Genomic DNA, 20,173 nt, shown 5'->3' with positions numbered 1-20,173 from the left:
AATTAGTTTAATTAATCAAACGTAAAGTAATCAAAAAAAATCTAGTAGGGAGACAGTTTAATAGAAAAATGTTACTTCTATAATGGTTACCAAAACGTTATCCAATGCGAATAAACATATTTTAATACCATGATTATCAAGCTTGAACAAATAAATTTTAAAATCATTAGTTTTTCTGTAGGCAATTTGCACCGAACAAATGCTCTTAACTAATAGACCATCCAGATGGATTCTGTATGGCGACTAACAATTAACCAAATAATTATTATTCAAAATTATTCTTAATGAATATGAAAAAATCTTTACAGCTAACTTGTTTATTGCTTTATGCATCTACAGGTTTATACGCAGCTGCACCTATCAATCATTTCAAACACGCTATTTCCTTCCACTCGGTTTATCAGGATGTGATTAAAGGAACGGTAAAAGATGAAAAGGGCGTTACCCTACCCGGTGTAACAGTTGTTATAAAGGGCACAAAAACTGGCACGCAAACCAATACTTCAGGCCAATATAGCATTTCTGCTAAAGCTGGCGATGTTTTGGTATTCTCTTTTATCGGTTATCAGAATAAAGAAGTAACGGTAGGTACAGAAAGCACTGTTGATGTTTCGATGGGTGCCGATTCGAAAAATCTGGAAACGGTTGTGGTGACCGCACTAGGAGTTAAAAGATCAGAAAAATCATTAACCTACAATACGCAGCAAGTATCGGGCGATGAATTATCGAAGGTTAAAAGTCCTAATTTAATGAACTCGCTAAATGGAAAAGTTGCGGGTTTAACCATTAGCCCAAGTGCATCGGGTGTGGGTGGTTCTGCCAAAGTAATTTTACGTGGTAGCCGTTCAGTGAGCGGAAATAACCAGCCTCTATATGTAATTGATGGGGTGCCAATCAGTAATAATGGTAATGCAAACGGTCAGCAGAACAGTGTTTTTGGTGGTGGCCAGGATGGTGGAGATGGGATTTCTAACCTTAACCCTGATGATATTGCCAGTATTACTGTATTAGAAGGTGCATCTGCGGCAGCGTTATATGGTAGCCAGGCGCAAAATGGGGTAATTTTGATTACGACTAAACAAGGTAAATCGGGCAAAACTGAAATTGGTTTCTCATCCGGTGTAAACATTGATAACATCGCTTACAAACCGAAGTTTCAAAACAGCTACGGACCAGCATCTGCTACTACGAGAGATAGCTGGGGAAGTGCAATTAATAACACTACAGATAATTTAAGTAATTTTTTCCAGACTGGAATTAATACTTCGAATGCGATTAATCTTTCTGGTGGATCTGAAATTGCGCAAACTTATTTTTCTTACTCGAACACTTATGCAAGTGGAATTCAGCCAGGAAATAAGTTAAACAGAAACAACATCAACTTACGCGAAACCGCTAAGTTTTTAAATAACAAGTTAACTGTTGATGCAAGTGTGAACTACATCAATCAGAAAATTAACAACAGTCCTTCCTTAGGCTTATATTTAAATCCATTGGTGGGTTTATATCTTTTCCCAAGGGGCGTAGATATTAACCCTTATAAAGAGCAATATTTGCTTTCTGGTAATACCGGAACTGCCCGCCAGAACTGGTTAGGTGGTTCGGCAGATATTAACCAAAACCCTTGGTGGTTAACCAATTTGAATCCAAATACATCCATCCGCGACCGTTTCTTATTAAGTGGAAGTGTTAAATATGATGTGGCTAGCTGGTTAAATGTTCAGGTGAGGGGTAATATGGATAGAACGACTGATGATTATGAAAACCACAGGTTCTCTGGGATCAACGGAAACTTTAACTCTACCGGAACTGGTTATTTTGCACAAAGCAATCAGACTTTCGTCCAAAAATATGTAGATGCGATTGCAAACTTTACTGTTCCGTTAACAGGATCAGATTTTAAACTGAATGGATTAATTGGTGGAAGTATTAATGATCAGAAAACTTCTGGTTTATCTCTTGCAGGAAATTTATCAGCAGTTGATTTCTTCACCCCATCCAACACCATTGTGGCACAACCAGGTACTTTTACCGGGAATACGTTAACCAATACCACGGCGATTATACCAAACCACAATCAGTTACAGGCGTTTTTTGGTAATGCCAACTTATCTTATAAAGACTGGGCTTTCTTCACTGTTACAGGTAGAAATGATTGGTCTTCGAACTTATCTTATACGCCAAACAATTCTTATTTCTATCCATCTTTTGGTTTGTCTTTTATTGTTTCGCAAATGTTTAAATTGCCTGAGGCCATCAGCTATGCAAAAGTGAGAGGTACTTATGCGGAGGTTGGTAATACTGTGCCACCGTACCTTACTTTTATTCAAAATACCTTGAAGGCAGATGGGGCATTATTGTTTAATACCAATGCGGCTTTTAGAGAATTGCAGCCAGAACGTACCAAATCTTTCGAGATTGGAACAGATTTACGTTTCCTTGCTAACCGAATCAATTTTAGCTTTACTTATTACAAAACTAACACCAGAAACCAATACATTCCGGTAATTGCACCACCATCTTCATTGGTATCTACCGGATACTTAAATGCTGGAAATGTGGAGAACAAAGGTATCCAATTCATTTTAGGAGCTGATGTGGTTAAAGGCGACGGATTCAACTGGAACACATCGATTAATGGCTCTGCGAACCGAAATAAAATTATCGATATCGCTTCTGAAGACAGAATTTTCAGTGTTGACTTAACCGGCGGAGGTAATAATTCTTACATCTCCAGATTAAAAGTTGGTGGTTCTTATGGTGATATCTATGGTTATACTCTACAGAGAGATGCCCAAAACCGGATTATTTTGGCTGGAGATGGAACAAGTGCCTCACCTTATACTCCACTAAAAAGTGCAGACTTTAACTATATAGGTAATGCGAATCCAAAATTCCAATTGGGTTGGAACAACAGTTTCAGTTATAAAGATTTTAGTTTAAGCTTTTTGGTTGATGGTAAATTCGGCGGTCAGGTTTTATCGTTAACAGAAGCATTAATGGACGAAGCTGGCGTATCTGAAGCGACTGGTAACGCCAGAAATCAAGGTGGTGTTAAAATTGATGGTGTAGATACCAGAGGAAATGCAGTTTCTGCAAGCATTAATCCACAAAGCTATTATTCTATTGTTGGTGGAAGATCAGGCGTATCTGGCGAATACATTTACAGCGCTACAGTGGTTCGCTTAAGAGAAGCCGCATTAGGTTATACTTTACCATTAACTGGCAAAACTTTCAAAAGCATGAAATTTTCTGTTACTGGCAGAAACTTAGTTTACTTCTACAAAAAAGCACCGTTTGATCCGGAGATCACGATGTCAACAGGAAACGGTTTATCAGGCATTGATGTATTCAATCAACCTGCAACCCGCACTTTAGGTTTCAATCTAAATTTAACATTTTAATTCTATTGAAAAACAACATGAAAAATATATATCATAAATCCGCTGGTAAAGGGATTAAAGGACTGTCTGCTGTTTTGCTGGCATCTTTAATGGCTCTGAATTTTGGATGCACCAAAGACTTTGAAGAGTATAATACTAATCCAACTGCACTTTCACCAGAGCAAACTACTTCCCTTTTAAAATCTGCAATTGGCCCGATAGAGCAGGAAATTTTTCACAACTACCAAATTGCACAGAATTTAAGTGCGGATGCTTTTAGCGGTTACATGATGCCGCCAACGCCATTTAACGGTGGGATCAACAACATGAACTATTCGCTTAATAATGGATGGAACAGCACTGGTTTTAATGATCAATACAATTTCGTAATGGCACCAATTTCTAAAATTGGCCAGAGCGAGGTTAAAACAAAATCGCCTGAAGCTTGGGGAATTGCCCTTTTGGTTCAGGTAATGGCGATGAGTAGGGTGACTGATAAGTTCGGTCCGATTCCATATACTACAGCGGGTTCATCATTGGTATCTACGCCTTACGAGAATCAAAAAACAGTTTATGATGCATTTTTTAGACAGATTGATACCGCAGCAACTAACTTACAAGCATACATCACCGCAAAACCAGGAACTCCTGCTTTTTATGATAAAGGTGATCTAGTTTATCAGGGCGATCCGGTTAAATGGTTAAAATTGGCGAATTCACTCCGCTTACGTTTGGCCACGCGGATTGTGAAAGCTGATGCAGCTACAGCAAAACTTCAGGGAGAAAAAGCGTTAAGTGCACCAGGTGGTTTATTAACTACAGTTACAGATAATGCTGCAGTTGCCCAATCTGGAACCAGAGATAACGATTTATGGGTGGTTACCGTATCTTATGATGGCGATAATGCTTTAGGCGCAGCTTTACAGTCTTATTTAGTCGGTTATAATGATCCACGCTTACCAGTTTACGCTACACCTGCAACAGATCCGTTATTTGCTAATCAGTATGTTGGTATCAGATCGGGAGCAAATACATCGTTTAATGGTTTGGGTAAGGCAGGTTATAAAACTTATTCCAGTTTAAATTCAAGTGATAATCTAAGGTCACCTGCCGGACAAAAAGCACCTCAGATTTTAATGACTGCTGCCGAAGTTTGGTTTTTAAAGGCTGAAGCTGCTTTAAGGGGTTGGGCTGGAGCAGGCGATGCACAAACAAATTACGAAACCGGTATTACCACTTCACTTCAACAGTGGAATGTAAGTGCTGGAAATTATTTAGCGGATGCAACGAGTAGACCAACTGCCTATGTAGATCCTAAAAATCCGGCAAATAATGCTGCTGCAGTAAGTACGATTACGGTTAGATGGGATGCAGCTGCTTCGAATGAACAGAAACTAGAAAGAATTATTACACAAAAATGGTTGGCTATTTTTCCTGACGGACAGGAAGCCTGGTCTGAATTCAGAAGAACAGGTTATCCTAAACTGTTTACAGTAGCGAATAATTTCAGCAACGGAACAATTAATACCCAAACGCAAATCAGAAGATTGCCTTATCCATCTACCGAATTTGGAAATGGGAACAGTGCTGAAGTGGTTAAAGCGGTTGGCTTATTAGGCGGACCTGATAATGGCGGTACCAGATTGTGGTGGGATGTAGATAAATCTAATTTCTAATTAGAATTTTCATTGACAATAATTAAAGGTAGGATGACTTCGGTTGTCCTACCTTTTTTTGTGAGATCGAAATGGAAGCAGTTGACCATATTAACCACCCCACCCTTCGGGCAGCCTCCGATGCATCTGAGGGAATGGCGATTGTAAATCCCATCACGCGTCTTCCTGAACTTGATTCAGGATCTTTTTCTGCGTAACAAAGTATCTTACAGAAAGTACTGTACAAATGAGATTGCTTCGTCAGCTAAAAAAGCCTTCTCGCAATGACGATGAGCTGGAAAATCAGATTATTAATGCCCAAATACAAACGGTCGTCATTGCGAGGAGGCACGACGAAGCAATCTATTTTTAGTAAACTAAAAATAAATGATCGGGCAAATTAAACCGCCCCGCCCTTTGGGCACCCCTCCACAGGAGGGGAATGGCGATCGCATAAAAACCCGGCAAGGCCAAACCACTGTTTCTCCGTTCTGCTCTTTGACCGGCATGGTCAATTTTTCGGGATGGCACTGTCCTAGCCTGATTACTAACTTCAACAGAAAAATTGCGAGCCGGCAACTTTGCTTCTTTGGTTGCCCAAAGAAGAGACCCCGTCCGGCAAGGACAAAATAATGTCTTGCAAATGAGATTGCTTCGTCGGCTGAAAAAGCCTTCTCGCAATGACGAGACAGTGCAGAAGTGACCTAAACGATCAATAAATAAAGTAACGAAAAATGCTCAACGACTAACCTACTTAAAATCCGGAATCGAAAAAAGATACCCTCCAAACAAAATATACGACCATAAAAGCGTCCAGAAGATATTGAAAATCTGTGCCACCACAAATGTCAATGCAGGTTTGCCTCCCTGTAATTTAACGAGTGAAGAAAACTTAGCTTCCATACCAATTGAAATAAAGGCAATGGCAAACCAGATGGTACGCAAACCATTTAAAGTTAGCCCAACGCTTTTGGCGGTAGCAGAAACGAGAAGACTAATGATGCGCCTACAAACCCTAAAACAAATTTCGGGAAACGTTCCCAAACAATTTTTAACCCCGGACTTTTGGCCTTAACAACCGGCAGTGCACTCTCTTGATCTGCAGGTTTTCGGTAGGCCCACCAAATGGCAATAAAAAATGCGGCTACACCAATAAAAACATTTTGAGAGAATTTGGCAATTACGCCTGCTTTTACCGCAATTGGTCCGACTAAATCTCCTGCTGCCGTTACGGTTGCTGTGGTATCTAATGTTCCACCTAACCAGGCACCTCCTATTACTTCGGGTATTTGAAAATACCTGACTGCCCAAGGTAGAATGATCATCATGGGAATTGCCATAATCAATACCAATGTAGTGACATATGATAATTTCTTCTTATCCCCATTTATCGCTCCGGCGGCAACAATTGCTGCAGATACGCCACAAATAGATACGGCAGATGCCAAAATAATTCCAAATTCATCGTCTACTTTTAGCTTGCGACTTAGCCACAAAGAAAAGAACCACACAGCGCTTACCACAATTACTGCTTGAATAATTCCGGGTAAGCCTGCTTTAATTAAATCTGCAGACAAAATAGTTGTGCCTAATATTACAAGACCTGTTTTAATATAAAATTCAGACCGAACAGCCTCTTTTAGCCAAAAAGGAAGCTTAATCAGGTTGCCCATCAAAATCCCAATCAGCAAAGCAAATACCACATACTCCAAACCATAATAGGATACACTTTTGTTACCGCCAATAATAAAAGCCACATTCGCTAATATATAAATCAGGATAAATCCGGCGGCAAATCTTCCTACGTTTCCTCCAGATAAGGCAATGGCAATGCTTGCGAGGGCTAAAAAAACAATTCCTGTTTCCAAAATCAGCAGCAGGTTGCCTGGTGATAATATTTTATTCAGCAGATCTTCACTCCCGCTCCATTTATAGGCCGGTAAGGCAATGCTTGTACCATTATGTGTTAAAAATAGAACGGTAGCAATAATAACCGACCCTAAAATTACCGCCCACCAATCTTCAGTTAAGGATTGTAAAAAGGTTTTTTTATCTGGTGTGATTCCTGCATCCGTTAGGGCAGCGCTGTTTGCCGTAGCTGTGTTTTCTAATGACATAATTTTTTCCGGTACTGTTATTCAATTTCTATTTTAGAGATATCTTAATGCTTGAGTTTCGGTATGATAGCCGCACACGCCATAATAAGATTTGCCAATATCATCAAAGACCAGGTTAGTAAGCATTTTATAGTAGCCTGCAAATACCCAATATCATCATTTACCTGGTTCAATACTTCAGTTGCTATACCTTCTCCGTTTCATAAATATCTGAAATAAGTATGGGCTTTTCTCAAAACAGGCTCCTGTATTTCAAACCAAAATTTTATTTCGCTAAATCCTTTTAAGGATCCGACAGATAACGAATGGCTTTATATTTAGCTGCGCATTTGATTCGTAACATACCATTTTTATCTTTGTAACCGTTATCTTTGAAAGGATACCGATATCAATTCTTTAAAACAGTAAAATTAGCATGATAAAAATAATTTATTCCTACCCTTTTTTGGGGCTTTTTCCTGACTCGTTTTGTAAAAACCTGCTCAAAGACAGTTTAAAGGAATACAATTTTTAATTCTAAAACAATAATTTTACAAAATGGATATCTTGTCATACCTTTTCGAACTCTTGCAACAACGCAAAGAAGTTGGTGTTACCAGCTTGGGAACTTTTTACAAAAAGAAATACCCTGGCAGATACGACAAGGAACAACAATCTTTTTTGCCTCCTGGGTTTACTTTACAATTTACACGCGAGGTTAAAGAAGAAAATATTTTAGAGGATTACGTTTCAGCTAAGCGAAATATTTCAAAAGAAAGTGCGCAATACTACATTTCTCAATTTGTAAACGAAATTAATCAGCTACTTGAACAAGATCACGAAGCCATTCTTGACCGTATTGGAAGACTTTACTTTACGGAGCATGAGGGTTTAAGTTTCGATCCTGCTCAAAATATCAATTACGGTTCAGAATTTTTCGGTTTACCTACCCTATCGGATACGGTTACGGCAGAAGTAAAACCTGATGTAATAAAAGAAGATGAACCGGAAGCGCATACTGAAATAGCTGAAGCACCAGTTTCGGCTTCTCCATTTGCAAATAAATCATATCATCATCCAGCTATTGAAAATATCGAGCTGGATGAAGTTAAAGATGATTTTAAACACACTTTAAAACACACCGAAAATCCTGCTGAAGAAATTACAGAAGCACCAGATTTTATTAAAGCGCAACATGCTGAACATCCGAATCGTTTCGGTCATACGCCTGAAGAGGAAGATGCTGTTAAAGCCATCACACCTTCAAATGAGCAGGTTTCAATTGCTGATGAAGAAGAGGATAATCATGTAAAAGAAAATACCATTCAAGGTGAAGCAATAACTGAAGCGCCTGAATTCATTAAAGCGCAACACACTGAACATCCTAATCGTTTCGGCCATACGCCTGAAGAGGAAACTGCAGTAAATGCTTCCACAAATTCAAATAATGGTATCACAGCATCCACAGATGCAGAAACAGATATTATTTCGAGTAAAAATACGGAGCAGGAAGAACCAATAATTGAAGCACCTGAGGTAGTAAAAGCGCAACATGCTGAACATCCAAATCGTTTTGGTCATACGCCGGAATCAGAAGTGGAACACAAAGCTGCTGTTCAACATGAAATTGAAGATAGCAAAGCTCAACAGGAAACTAATTTACCTGAAAATAATTCAGCATCAGATAAGGTTGAATTTCAGGAACCAAATACCATTATACCAGTAGATTATTCAAGCCGTTTCTCTTTAAGATCTGATACAGAAGCGCCAAAGACATACATTAATTTAGAAGAAAATACAGAAGAGGTAGAACCTGTTATTGAAGCACCTCAATTTATGAAGGAACAGCATGCTGAACACCCCAATCGTTTTGGCCACGACCCTATTGTTCCGGAGGATGAAACACCACAAGGCATGTCTACCTGGTTAAAAATAACGATTATCATTTTAGTTCTGGTGATTATTGCAGCCATCACTTACCTGGTTAAACCTGAATTATTTAATGGTCAAAAAGAAACCATACCAGCTGCTAAAACAGTTATTGATTCTCCAAAAGCAGCCATTGATACAACTAAGTCCAGACAAGATTCTGCAGCTAAAACGGATAGCATTTTAAGGGTGAATCAGGTTCAGCAAAAAACAGATTCACTTGGTAAGCTCAGTAAGAAACCAGTGGTTAAACCTGCTGTTGAAATACCAGCAGAAAATAAAATCGCAGCAAATACCGGTCCTTCTACCTTTAATGTAATTGCAGCCTCTTTTCAATCGGAAAAGAAAGCACTGGTTTTCATTAAGCAAATGGAAAAAATTGGTTTAAAAGCCGAGATTGCCAAATTACCTGGTCGTTTAAAAAAGGTGAGCATCGCCAGTTTTAAAACACAGAAAGAAGCCGAAGCTCAAAAAGAGATTTTACAGAAAAGACTAAAAGGAAAAGGATTTTTCGTACAACAAATATTTACCAACACACAACCATAATGATTACTTTATTAATTCAAGACACCACGCAAGCGATTCAAGACACAGCAAATGCGGTTAACCAGGCGTTAACAAAACCAGCTCCGGAAGAACTTCATTTTATAGATCTGCTTTTTAAAGGCGGCTGGGTAATGATTCCACTGGCATTTCTGGCATTTTTAGCATTAGTAATCTTTGTAGAACGCTATTTAACCATTAAAAAGGCTACAAAAGACGAATCAAATTTGATGGGGCAAATCAGATCTTATATTCATTCAGGAAATTTAGATGGTGCAATGTCGCTATTGAAAAATAACAACTCGCCACTATCCCGCATGTTGCAAAAAGGATTGAAACGTATTGGCCGCCCGATTAAAGACATTGAAGGGGCAATTGAAAATGTAGGTAAATTGGAGGTTTCCAAATTAGAAAAGAACATCAGCATTTTAGGGATTGTAGCTGGGATTGCACCCATGCTTGGTTTCGTTGGAACCATTGTAGGGGTAATTACGATCTTTCATCAGGTATCCATCAAAGGTGCTATTGAAATTGGTACCATTTCAGGAGGTTTATATACCAAAATGATCACCTCTGCATCTGGTTTAATTATTGGAATTATCGCTTATGTTTTGTATCACATTTTAAATATTATGGTGGAAAAAATCATCTTAAAAATGGAAACAGATGCAATTGATTTTATTGATTTATTAGAAGAACCAAGCAAATAATGAATTTACGCAAAAGAACAAAAGGAAGTGTAGAAGTACATACATCAGCACTGAACGACATTATGTTCTTTCTGATGTTGTTTTTCTTATTGGCCTCAGCTGTCGTAAATCCTCAGGTGGTTAAATTGCTCTTGCCGCAATCTAGCAGCGGACAACAATCAACAGCCAAAAAAGCGGTAACGGTGAGTATAGACGATAAGTTTAATTATTTCGTTGATAAGAAACCAGTAACTACTGATGCTTTACAATCGGCAATTGAAGTTTACCAGAAAGCGGCACCTGATATGACCATCGTTTTATATGTGGCGAAGAATGTACCTGCAGAGAATATCATGGTGGCCTATGACGTGGCAAACAAATTGAAATTAAAACTCGTTTTAGCTGTAGAACCTAAAAAATAATGAAAACTACAGAAGAAAATAATTATCCTAAAGCCATTGCCATTTCCAGCGGGATTATGGCCGTGTTGCTTGCCATTAGCTTTCTGATTGTAATTAATTCTTTTGAACCACCTGAAGATTTGGGTATGGGTGGTATGGTGGTGAATTATGGTACTGCAGAAACGGGAATGGGTGATGATTATACCAGTATTGAAGAACCTTCTGCAGATCCAAACGCCAACAATAAGGCACCTGATAAAGTGGTACCAGAAGAGAAGGTAACGGAAAATACAACGGTAGAAACTGGTGAAAAGGAAATTCAGACACAAAACACTGAAGAGGCAATCGCTGTTAATACAAAGCCTACAAAAACGAAAACCCCTACCCCAACTACCGCTAAAGAGGAAAAACCAACAAAGCCTGTGGTGAATCAAAATGCGCTTTACAAGGGCAAGAAAAGTACTGGCCAGGGCGGTGGAGATGGAACCGGAAATACCCCAGGTAATCAGGGTTCTGTAAATGGCGATCCACTAGCCAACAATTATGGCGCTGGTGGTTCAGGATTTGGAAATACACCTCTTCCATTAAGGCGTTTTGCAAACTTAGAAAAACCAACAGATGATGGTCAGAAAACTGGCAGAATCGTAATCAGGGTGTATTTTAACAGATCTGGAAAAATAGTGAAGGCTACTCAAAACCTTAAAGGATCAACCACAACGGATACTGAACTCGTTAACAAATGTATTAAGGCTGTTTTAAATTCCTCGATCATTAAAGCTGAAGAAGGTGGAGATAATCAAACTGGACTCGTTACATTTAATTTCGGTGTAAACTAAAATAGCTGTTTTATAAGATTTTTTATTATTATTAATACAATGCAAAAAGCATGGGAAATACCTGCGCTTTTTGCGTTTAAGAAAGTTTATTTCTTCACAATTTTTGAGATTGAAAACCTACGTCAGGTAAGAAATTATAATAGTCAAATTTCAAGTTGAAATACCTTGATGTATATTTGCCCCATGAATTACCAGCAAACGCTTGATTTTTTATACCGTAAACTCCCGATGTTTACCCGGATTGGTGCAGCTGCTTTTAAAAAAGACCTTACCAATACTATCATCTTTTGTGAATCCTTAAATAATCCACAACACCAGTTTAAAAGCATTCATGTTGCTGGCACAAATGGCAAAGGTTCCACTTCGCACATGTTGGCCGCTGTTTTACAGGCGCAAGGCTACAAAACCGGCTTATATACCTCGCCTCACCTTAAAGATTTCCGCGAACGGATTCGCATCAATGGAAAAATGATCAGTAAAAGGGAAGTGGTTAAATTTGTCGAAGCACAGGTAAAACTGATTGAAGAGATAGAACCTTCATTTTTTGAAGTTACGGTAGCATTGGCCTTTGATTATTTTGCCAGGCATCATGTTGATATTGCAGTGATAGAAGTTGGACTAGGCGGACGTTTAGATTCTACCAATATCATCCAACCTGAGATTTCGGTGATCACCAACATCAGTTTGGATCATATGAATATGCTCGGCGATACCCTTGAAGAAATTGCAGGCGAAAAGGCTGGTATCATCAAAAAAGATACGCCTGTTGTAATCGGAGAAACCCAGGAGAAATCAGCCCCGGTTTTTATACAGAAAGCCAAAGAAATGAATGCGCCGATTGTATTTGCCGATGCGGAGTTAAATGTACAAAATACCAAAATCAAAAATACGAGACTTTCATTATCTGTTTATCAAAATCAGGAAATGATATACCCTAACCTGATCTGTGATTTAACAGGCGTGTACCAGTATAAAAATATCCTGACCGTAATTAAGGCTTTAAGTGCGCTGAAAGAAAAAACAAATTTTAAAATTTCGGATAACAGCATTTACTACGGGCTTAAACAAGTAAAGAAGTTAACAGGCTTAAAAGGCCGATGGCAAACTTTGCAAATCAATCCTTTAGTGATTTGTGATACCGGCCACAATGAAGCTGGCATTGCTGAAGTCATAAAAAACATTAACCAAACACCTCACAATAAATTACACATCGTTTTTGGTATGGTAAAAGACAAAGATATTTCCAAAGTTTTATCGCTATTGCCTCAAAACGCTACATATTATTTTTGCAAGCCAGATTTAGAAAGAGGATTAGCTGAAACGGAATTGGCGACACAGGCATCGGCTTTTAATCTTCTTGGTGATAGCTATGCATCAGTATTAGCTGCAAAGGAAGCCGCAATAAAAAATGCAGCAACTGATGATCTCGTATATATTGGCGGAAGTACATTTGTGGTAGCTGAAGCGATATGAAAACTTTACAAAAACTTCAAAAGTTCTTCATCTTAAAATTATTAATTTAGGCCCTTACTAAAAATAGAATGAAGAAAATTTCTTATTTACTCTTTTCACTCGCTCTCCTGTCTGCTTCAAGCGCATCAGCACAAACCAAGAAAACTGTTACAACTCAAGCTAAAACCTTTCCAGCTGAAGTCGCTCGACCAAAGTTAGTTGTGGGTCTTGTTGTTGATCAGATGAGATGGGATTATCTATATCGATATTATAACCGATACACTAATGGAGGTTTTAAGAGGTTAATTAACGAAGGATTTTCTGTAGAAAACACTTTCATCCCTTATACACCAACCTATACCGCCTGTGGCCATAGCTGTATTTACACCGGTTCAGTTCCAGCGGTTAATGGCATTATCGGCAACGATTGGTTTGATCCTGAAACAAAGAAAAGCGTATACTGCACGGAAGATACAAGCGCAGTAACTGTTGGAAGTACACCATCGCCAGAAGGCAATATGTCTCCAAAAAACCTGTTAACCACAACCATTACAGATGAGTTAAGGTTAGCGACTAATTTCCGCGGTAAAGTAATTGGAATTTCCTTAAAAGACAGAGGATCTATTCTTCCGGCAGGTCATGCTGCAAATGCAGCATACTGGTATCAGGGAAGTACCGGAAACTGGATCACTAGCAGCTATTATATGAAGGAAGTACCCACCTGGATTGCTGATTATAATAAACTTAAACTGGCTAACAAATTCTACGCAAAGAACTGGGAAACATTATACCCGATTAACACCTATGTCAATAGCACTGCAGATGAACAGGCTTATGAAGGAAAGCAAAGTACTTTTCCCCACAGTCTGGCACAATTTACAGGTAAAAACTATGATGCGATCAGAAGCACACCTTATGGTAATACCATCACGCTAGATCTTGCCAAATTAGCCATCCTTTCTGAAGATTTAGGTCAGGATAACATCACAGATTTCTTAGCAGTAAGTTGTTCCTCAACTGATTATGTTGGTCATGCTTATGGTCCGAATTCAATAGAAGCAGAAGATACTTATTTGCGTTTGGATAAGGATATTGAAGAATTTTTCAATTATCTTGATAAGAAAGTAGGCAAAGGAAATTACACCGTATTTTTAACAGCCGATCATGGTGCAGCTCATGTACCTGGCTTTATGCAGGCCAATAAATTGCCTTCAGGAGTTGTAAGTGATAAAGATATAGCGAGCAAACTAAATACTTATCTGAATGATAAATTCAAGGTTAATAACGTTGTATTAAGATCGATGAATAACCAGATTATTTTTGATCACGATAAGACAGATAATTTGAATGTAAGCTTTGATGTAATTAAATCAGCATCCATTGAATTCGTGAAGAAGATGGATGGCTTTGCCAACGTGGTAGACATTTCAAAAATTTCGCAAGCAACTTTACCTGAGATTCAGAAAAAAATGATCACCAATGGCTACAATGCCAGAAGAAGCGGAGATCTTTACTACATTTTAAATCCAAACTGGTTTAATGGTACCAGCACAGGAACTACTCATGGAAATTGGAATCCATATGATTCACATATTCCATTGGTTTTTATGGGCTGGGGAATCAAACCTGGTGCATCAAACAAAACACATTACATGACCGACATCGCACCAACACTGGCTGCATTGCTCCATATCCAAATGCCAAATGGCAATGTTGGAGAACCCATTATAGAAATCACAAACAAATAAATCAAAAAACTATGCCCCTGGCATAGTTTTTTTGTTTTACTGTAATGGTCAACCTGAATTCATTTCAGGGTCTATTCATTTGATTTGCCTCCAACTATTATGGGGTAATAAATCAGAGATACTCTGTTTTTTACACAGCAAACTTCTGACATAATCTCAGATGATTCGGGTAATAATAAAAATGCCAAGTTGCAGTAATTATAACTGAACCGAAAGCCATAACAGTATAAGGTCTACACCACTTAAGCTGCTTATTTTAGTACATTTGCATACCAAATATTTTGGAAACAAGGATAAGTGGTTTGAGCACAGGTATCCTTTAAATCCTATCATATGCAAACCGTAGAAATATACAAGCCTAAAAATAAAATCCGTTTTGTAACTGCCGCATCGCTTTTTGATGGCCACGATGCGACCATTAATATCATGCGCCGTATCTTGCAGTCATCAGGTGCAGAAGTTATCCATCTTGGCCATAACCGATCAGTTGATGAAGTGGTAAACTGTGCCATACAAGAGGATGTTCAAGGAATTGCCATGACTTCTTACCAAGGCGGACATATAGAATACTTTAAATACATGTACGACCTCTTGCAAGAAAGAGGTTCGGGTCATATAAAAATATTTGCAGGCGGTGGCGGAGTAATCTTGCCTTCAGAAATTGAAGAACTCCAGGCCTATGGAATTTCCAAAATCTACTCTCCTGATGATGGCCGTAAAATGGGTTTGCAGGGAATGATCAATGATATGCTCATTCAAACAGATTTCATCACAAATGAAGGAATTACGAACGAATTGCAAACCATTCCAACGAAAGACATTAAAGCCATTGCCGGAGCAATTACCGTTGCAGAAAATGATCCTGAAGGTGCTCAATCATTTGTAAATGAATTAAAAAAATTATCCAAAAATAACCTTGCCCCTATCCTTGGTATCACCGGAACAGGTGGAGCAGGAAAATCATCATTGGTAGATGAGTTGGTTCGCCGCTTTCTGGTTGAAGTGCCAGACAAGACACTAGCCATCATTTCCATTGATCCATCCAAGAGAAAAACCGGAGGCGCATTACTTGGCGATCGCATTCGAATGAATGCCATTAATAATCCGAGGGTTTACATGCGATCACTGGCTACACGACAAGCCAATTTAGCTTTATCTAAAAATGTACAGGAAAGTATCGACATCTGTAAAGCAGCAGGATATGATTTAATTATTGTAGAAACTTCGGGCATTGGCCAGTCGGATACTGAAATTACTGAACATTGTGATGTTTCACTTTATGTCATGACACCAGAATTCGGTGCAGCTACGCAATTAGAGAAAATCGATATGCTTGATTTTGCAGATCTGGTTGCCCTTAATAAATTTGACAAACGTGGCGCTTTAGATGCGCTTCGCGATGTGCGCAAACAGTACAGGCGCAATCATAATCTCTTTGATGCAAAGGATGAAGATATTCCAGTTTATGGAACCATGGCCTCACAATTTAACGATCCGGGCATGAACAATTTGTTTGTTGCTTTAATGGAAAAAATCAAAACCAAAACTGGAACTGATTTTAAAGCCAAAATGGAATTGACATCGGATCAATCAGAAAAAATCTACATCATTCCACCAGATAGAATCCGATATCTGGCAGAAATTGCAGAAGGAAGTCAGGCTTATAATGAGTGGGTAGATAAGCAATCAGAAATAGCCAGAAAAATGTACCAGCTCAATGGTGTAATTGATCTATTAAATAAACACCAAATAACGGATGAGAAAGGCAAAATCTCCCCTCCCGGAGATGATTTAACTGGGGCTTTATCTTTTTTTGAAGAACAATTAGATGGCGAATGTAAACGTTTACTTCGTCAATGGCCAGAAACAAAAAAGGCTTATAAAGAAGAATTTTTTATTTATAAAGTGCGAGATAAAGAGATCAGGCAACCTTTATATTACGAATCATTATCGAAGCTGAATATCCCAAAAGTTTCTTTACCCAGATATGAAGACTGGGGAGATATTTTAAGATGGCTACTTACAGAAAATCTTCCTGGCGAATTTCCTTATGCAGCAGGTGTTTTCCCTCTAAAACGTGATGGTGAAGACCCAACGAGAATGTTTGCAGGTGAAGGTGGGCCAGAGCGGACAAATAAACGTTTTCATTATGTTTCCTTAGGGCAACCAGCACATCGCCTTTCTACCGCTTTTGATTCAGTAACGCTTTATGGAGAAGATCCGCACATCCGTCCGGATATTTACGGTAAAATTGGAAATTCAGGAGTAAGTATTGCCACACTTGATGATGCAAAAAAGCTATATTCCGGTTTTGACCTTTGCGCCCCATCCACTTCAGTATCCATGACCATCAATGGCCCTGCTCCAATGTTATTGGGTTTTTTCATGAATGCGGCTATTGATCAGCAATGTGAAAAATACATTATAGAAAATGATTTACATGAAGAAATAGAACAGAAAATAGAGAAAATTTATCGTTCAAAAAATATTCCACGCCCCGCTTACAATGGTGCACTTCCTGAAGGTAATGATGGATTAGGATTAATGCTTCTGGGTGTAACAGGTGATGAAGTTTTACCTTCAGAAATTTACTTGACGATCAGGGCAAAAGCCATAAGTGCAGTTCGTGGAACAGTACAAGCCGATATTTTAAAAGAAGATCAGGCACAAAACACATGTATCTTCTCAACTGAATTTGCACTCAGAATGATGGGAGATATTCAAAAATATTTTATTGATGAAAAAGTACGGAACTTTTATTCTGTCTCCATATCTGGTTACCATATTGCCGAAGCAGGTGCAAATCCAATCTCGCAACTTGCTTTCACCTTAAGCAACGGATTTACATTTGTAGAATATTATTTGAGCAGAGGAATGCATATCGACGATTTTGCACCAAATCTTTCTTTCTTTTTTTCTAACGGAATTGATCCCGAATATGCTGTGATTGGCAGGGTGGCAAGAAGAATCTGGGCAAAAGCGATCAAAAATAAATATAAAGGAAATGATCGGTCACAAAAGTTAAAGTATCACATTCAAACATCAGGTCGTTCCCTGCATGCTCAGGAGATAGATTTTAATGATATCCGAACAACCTTACAGGCACTTTATGCCATCTACGATAATTGTAATTCGCTACATACCAATGCTTACGATGAAGCCATTACCACGCCTACAGAAGAATCTGTACGTAGAGCAATGGCCATTCAACTGATTATCAACAGGGAATTAGGCTTGGCAAAAAATGAAAATCCATTGCAGGGAGCATTCATCATTGAAGAATTAACTGATCTGGTTGAAGATGCCGTATTACAGGAATTCAAAAGAATTAATGATCGTGGAGGCGTTTTAGGCGCAATGGAAACGATGTATCAACGAGGAAAAATACAAGAAGAAAGTTTATATTATGAAACACTTAAACATACCGGCGAGTATCCGATTGTAGGTGTAAATACTTTTTTAAATAAAAATGGTTCGCCAACTATAGTTCCAGGAGAAGTTATTCGAGCTACTGAAGAAGAAAAACAGTTTCAAATTGATGCACTGAAAAAGTTTCAGGATAGGAACGCAGATAAATCAAATGATTTACTTAACCAACTCAAAAAATCTGCAGTAGATGGTAAAAATATATTCGAACAACTTATGGAAGTTTGCAAAGTCTGCTCACTTGGACAGATTAGTAATGCACTTTATGAAGTTGGCGGTCAATACAGAAGAAACATGTAACAAAAAAGTCCCGTTTTGAAAATAATCAAACGGGACTTTTATATTTTATATATATGGATTAACCAGCAATCCAGGTAAATTTATAATCAATTGTTGGTGTTTTCATACGATCTGCCACACGTAATAAGCGAGAAGGCAAAGCCATAATATAATCACGAGCCTTTTCACCAGCATCGTTTAAATCCTGCATGCCTTCAATTTTCCAATCTTCAATTAACTGTTGCATAATCTCCACATAATCAACAGCAGTGTAAACGCCTAAACGTTGTGCAGCATCTGTAAAATGGCCAAATGTCTGTCCGATTTTTAAACCCACTTCACGTAAGAAATGAGCTGGCATTACAATTTTTTTACGCATCATATCTTCAAAAGCAAGCATTGCCTCATTAGGATCTACTTCAAAAATACGATTCATAAAGTCTTTATAAGCTTTAGCATGTCTAGCTTCATCAGAAGCAATAACACCACACATCTTAGATAAAAGCGCATCACCATCTTTTTTAGCTAAAGAAGCTACTCTTCTATGAGAAATATTGGTCGCTAATTCCTGAAATGAAGTGTAAATAAAATTGCGATAAGGATCATGGCCAGTACCAATGTCAAAACCATCAGCAATTAAATATTGCGTGGAAATTTCCATCTGACGCATATCAACACGACCTGACAAGTATAAATACTTATTTAAAAGATCACCATGACGGTTTTCTTCAGCAGTCCAGTGCCTGTTCCATTTCATCCATCCACCATCTTCTTTCATGCTTGGACCTTGAACCATAGCCAGCCATGATTCGTAAGTAGGTAATGCCTCTTCGGTAATGGTATCACCAATTAATACAGCGACAAGATCATAAGATAAATCTTTTGCATTCTCTCTTAAAATTCTAATATCCTGATAAAATGTATCACTGGTAGAATCAGGTAGAAAATCAGATGGTTGCCAATTGGTATCAATAGGCTTAAGGTATGTATCCATCATTTCGAGCATATACTTCTCGATATGCACCATTACTTCCCTTCTCTTTTCTGCAAAAAAACTCATTACTCGTTTATATAAATTGTTGTTAAAAACAAAGATAACCAAATATTATGGCAAACCTTATTATATTAACAGATTTGCAATGAATCAGTTTTAAATATGATCTTTATTACAAATTTAATTATGAGAAATAATTCATGACGATTAATTATAAAAATTTGGATCGAAATAATAATGAATTTTATATTATATAAATTTTAGAAAAACTAAGCCAGCATCATTTGGCTGCTTCGGTCCTGCTGTACACTGCAATCTTTTGGTTAGGGTTAATCTTAAAATAGAATTTTCGTTTAACAAAAAGGATTTCTGTTTCCATCATGTTTATTGAAGACAGTTAGTGCATATATTTAAAGCCTGTCCCCAAGTCACTGTCATGCTGAGGCACGAAGCATCTCCAGGCTATGGAAACCTATCCGTTAATAACCGAATAAAATGATATCCAGTATCTCATCTTTTAATAACCACCCCGCCCTACGGGCACCCCTCCAGTGGAGGGGAATGGTATTACGCCATAAAAGATTTTACGCCATGCAGACCACTTTAGTCTTTCCACTTTAGTCTTTGGTCTTTCAGCTTTAGTCTTTTTTCTTTAAACGAAGAAACCCCTGCAGTTGTTACTGCAAGGGTTCTTGTTAAACGCCTCCTGGGCTTTTAAGATTTGGCACCGACCTACTCTCCC

The 20,173-nt window shown here is 38.2% G+C and carries 12 protein-coding genes; 9 read left to right on the top strand and 3 right to left on the bottom strand.

Features of this window, described 5'->3' with window-relative positions:
- The first annotated feature begins 290 nt into the window (after positions 1–290).
- Positions 291–3,404: a SusC/RagA family TonB-linked outer membrane protein gene (locus tag EV200_RS21095; RefSeq protein ID WP_132536357.1), complete on the top strand. Its 3,114-nt coding sequence runs from the start codon at positions 291–293 to the stop codon at positions 3,402–3,404.
- A gap of 17 nt (positions 3,405–3,421) precedes the next feature.
- Positions 3,422–5,059, top strand: coding sequence for a SusD/RagB family nutrient-binding outer membrane lipoprotein (locus EV200_RS21090; protein ID WP_132536355.1), 1,638 nt, complete (start codon positions 3,422–3,424; stop codon positions 5,057–5,059).
- Between the two features lie 729 nt (positions 5,060–5,788).
- On the opposite strand, the gene EV200_RS21085 is transcribed toward EV200_RS21090, so the two are convergent.
- Both EV200_RS21085 and EV200_RS21080 read right to left on the bottom strand, forming a co-directional pair.
- The gene (locus EV200_RS21085) at positions 5,789–5,983 is read right to left on the bottom strand and encodes a hypothetical protein (protein ID WP_132536353.1); all 195 of its coding nucleotides are present in this window, start codon (positions 5,981–5,983) and stop codon (positions 5,789–5,791) included.
- A gap of 11 nt (positions 5,984–5,994) precedes the next feature.
- On the bottom strand, positions 5,995–7,155 hold the full coding sequence (locus tag EV200_RS21080) for a YeiH family protein (RefSeq protein WP_132536351.1): 1,161 nt from the start codon (positions 7,153–7,155) through the stop codon (positions 5,995–5,997).
- Between the two features lie 537 nt (positions 7,156–7,692).
- Here EV200_RS21080 and EV200_RS21075 point away from each other — a divergent pair.
- The 7 genes from EV200_RS21075 (at position 7,693) to EV200_RS21045 (ending at position 18,458) form a co-directional block, all read left to right on the top strand.
- On the top strand, positions 7,693–9,609 hold the full coding sequence (locus tag EV200_RS21075; RefSeq protein ID WP_132536349.1) for an HU domain-containing protein: 1,917 nt from the start codon (positions 7,693–7,695) through the stop codon (positions 9,607–9,609).
- Positions 9,609–10,316 (top strand): MotA/TolQ/ExbB proton channel family protein, encoded by a 708-nt coding sequence (locus EV200_RS21070; RefSeq protein ID WP_132536347.1) that lies wholly within the window; start codon positions 9,609–9,611, stop codon positions 10,314–10,316. Before EV200_RS21075 ends, EV200_RS21070 begins: the two co-directional genes overlap by 1 nt.
- Positions 10,316–10,717 carry an ExbD/TolR family protein gene (locus tag EV200_RS21065; RefSeq protein ID WP_132536345.1) on the top strand — a complete coding sequence of 134 codons (402 nt, stop codon included), beginning with the start codon at positions 10,316–10,318 and terminating at the stop codon, positions 10,715–10,717. The genes EV200_RS21070 and EV200_RS21065 overlap by 1 nt, the downstream gene beginning before the upstream one ends.
- Entirely contained in the window at positions 10,717–11,532 is an 816-nt protein-coding gene (locus EV200_RS21060) for an energy transducer TonB (RefSeq protein WP_132536343.1), read from the top strand. The genes EV200_RS21065 and EV200_RS21060 overlap by 1 nt, the downstream gene beginning before the upstream one ends.
- Positions 11,533–11,715: 183 nt before the next feature.
- Positions 11,716–13,005, top strand: coding sequence for a bifunctional folylpolyglutamate synthase/dihydrofolate synthase (locus tag EV200_RS21055; protein WP_132536341.1), 1,290 nt, complete (start codon positions 11,716–11,718; stop codon positions 13,003–13,005).
- A gap of 68 nt (positions 13,006–13,073) precedes the next feature.
- Positions 13,074–14,732: an alkaline phosphatase PafA gene (pafA, locus tag EV200_RS21050; protein WP_132536339.1), complete on the top strand. Its 1,659-nt coding sequence runs from the start codon at positions 13,074–13,076 to the stop codon at positions 14,730–14,732.
- Positions 14,733–15,065: 333 nt separating this feature from the next.
- The gene (locus EV200_RS21045; protein WP_132536337.1) at positions 15,066–18,458 is read left to right on the top strand and encodes a methylmalonyl-CoA mutase family protein; all 3,393 of its coding nucleotides are present in this window, start codon (positions 15,066–15,068) and stop codon (positions 18,456–18,458) included.
- 58 nt (positions 18,459–18,516) lie between these two features.
- Here the strand turns inward: EV200_RS21045 and EV200_RS21040 are convergent, their stop codons facing one another.
- The gene (locus EV200_RS21040; RefSeq protein WP_132536335.1) at positions 18,517–19,497 is read right to left on the bottom strand and encodes an acyl-ACP desaturase; all 981 of its coding nucleotides are present in this window, start codon (positions 19,495–19,497) and stop codon (positions 18,517–18,519) included.
- Positions 19,498–20,173 lie beyond the last annotated feature (676 nt).

This window comes from Pedobacter psychrotolerans, assembly GCF_004340665.1.
GTDB classification, from domain to species: Bacteria; Bacteroidota; Bacteroidia; order Sphingobacteriales; family Sphingobacteriaceae; genus Pedobacter; species Pedobacter psychrotolerans.
Note: the sequence above shows the minus strand (reverse complement) of the source record. Positions and strands in the feature narration are given on the sequence as shown.

Bases quoted from the DNA above. Each gene is read 5' to 3' on its own strand.
- EV200_RS21045 (WP_132536337.1), top strand. From the start codon at position 15,066: ATGCAAACCGTAGAAATATACAAGCCTAAAAATAAAATCCGTTTTGTA.
- EV200_RS21080 (WP_132536351.1), bottom strand. From the start codon at position 7,155: ATGTCATTAGAAAACACAGCTACGGCAAACAGCGCTGCCCTAACGGAT.
- pafA (WP_132536339.1), top strand. From the start codon at position 13,074: ATGAAGAAAATTTCTTATTTACTCTTTTCACTCGCTCTCCTGTCTGCT.
- EV200_RS21090 (WP_132536355.1), top strand. From the start codon at position 3,422: ATGAAAAATATATATCATAAATCCGCTGGTAAAGGGATTAAAGGACTG.
- EV200_RS21055 (WP_132536341.1), top strand. From the start codon at position 11,716: ATGAATTACCAGCAAACGCTTGATTTTTTATACCGTAAACTCCCGATG.
- EV200_RS21075 (WP_132536349.1), top strand. From the start codon at position 7,693: ATGGATATCTTGTCATACCTTTTCGAACTCTTGCAACAACGCAAAGAA.
- EV200_RS21060 (WP_132536343.1), top strand. From the start codon at position 10,717: ATGAAAACTACAGAAGAAAATAATTATCCTAAAGCCATTGCCATTTCC.
- EV200_RS21065 (WP_132536345.1), top strand. From the start codon at position 10,316: ATGAATTTACGCAAAAGAACAAAAGGAAGTGTAGAAGTACATACATCA.
- EV200_RS21070 (WP_132536347.1), top strand. From the start codon at position 9,609: ATGATTACTTTATTAATTCAAGACACCACGCAAGCGATTCAAGACACA.
- EV200_RS21040 (WP_132536335.1), bottom strand. From the start codon at position 19,497: ATGAGTTTTTTTGCAGAAAAGAGAAGGGAAGTAATGGTGCATATCGAG.
- EV200_RS21095 (WP_132536357.1), top strand. From the start codon at position 291: ATGAAAAAATCTTTACAGCTAACTTGTTTATTGCTTTATGCATCTACA.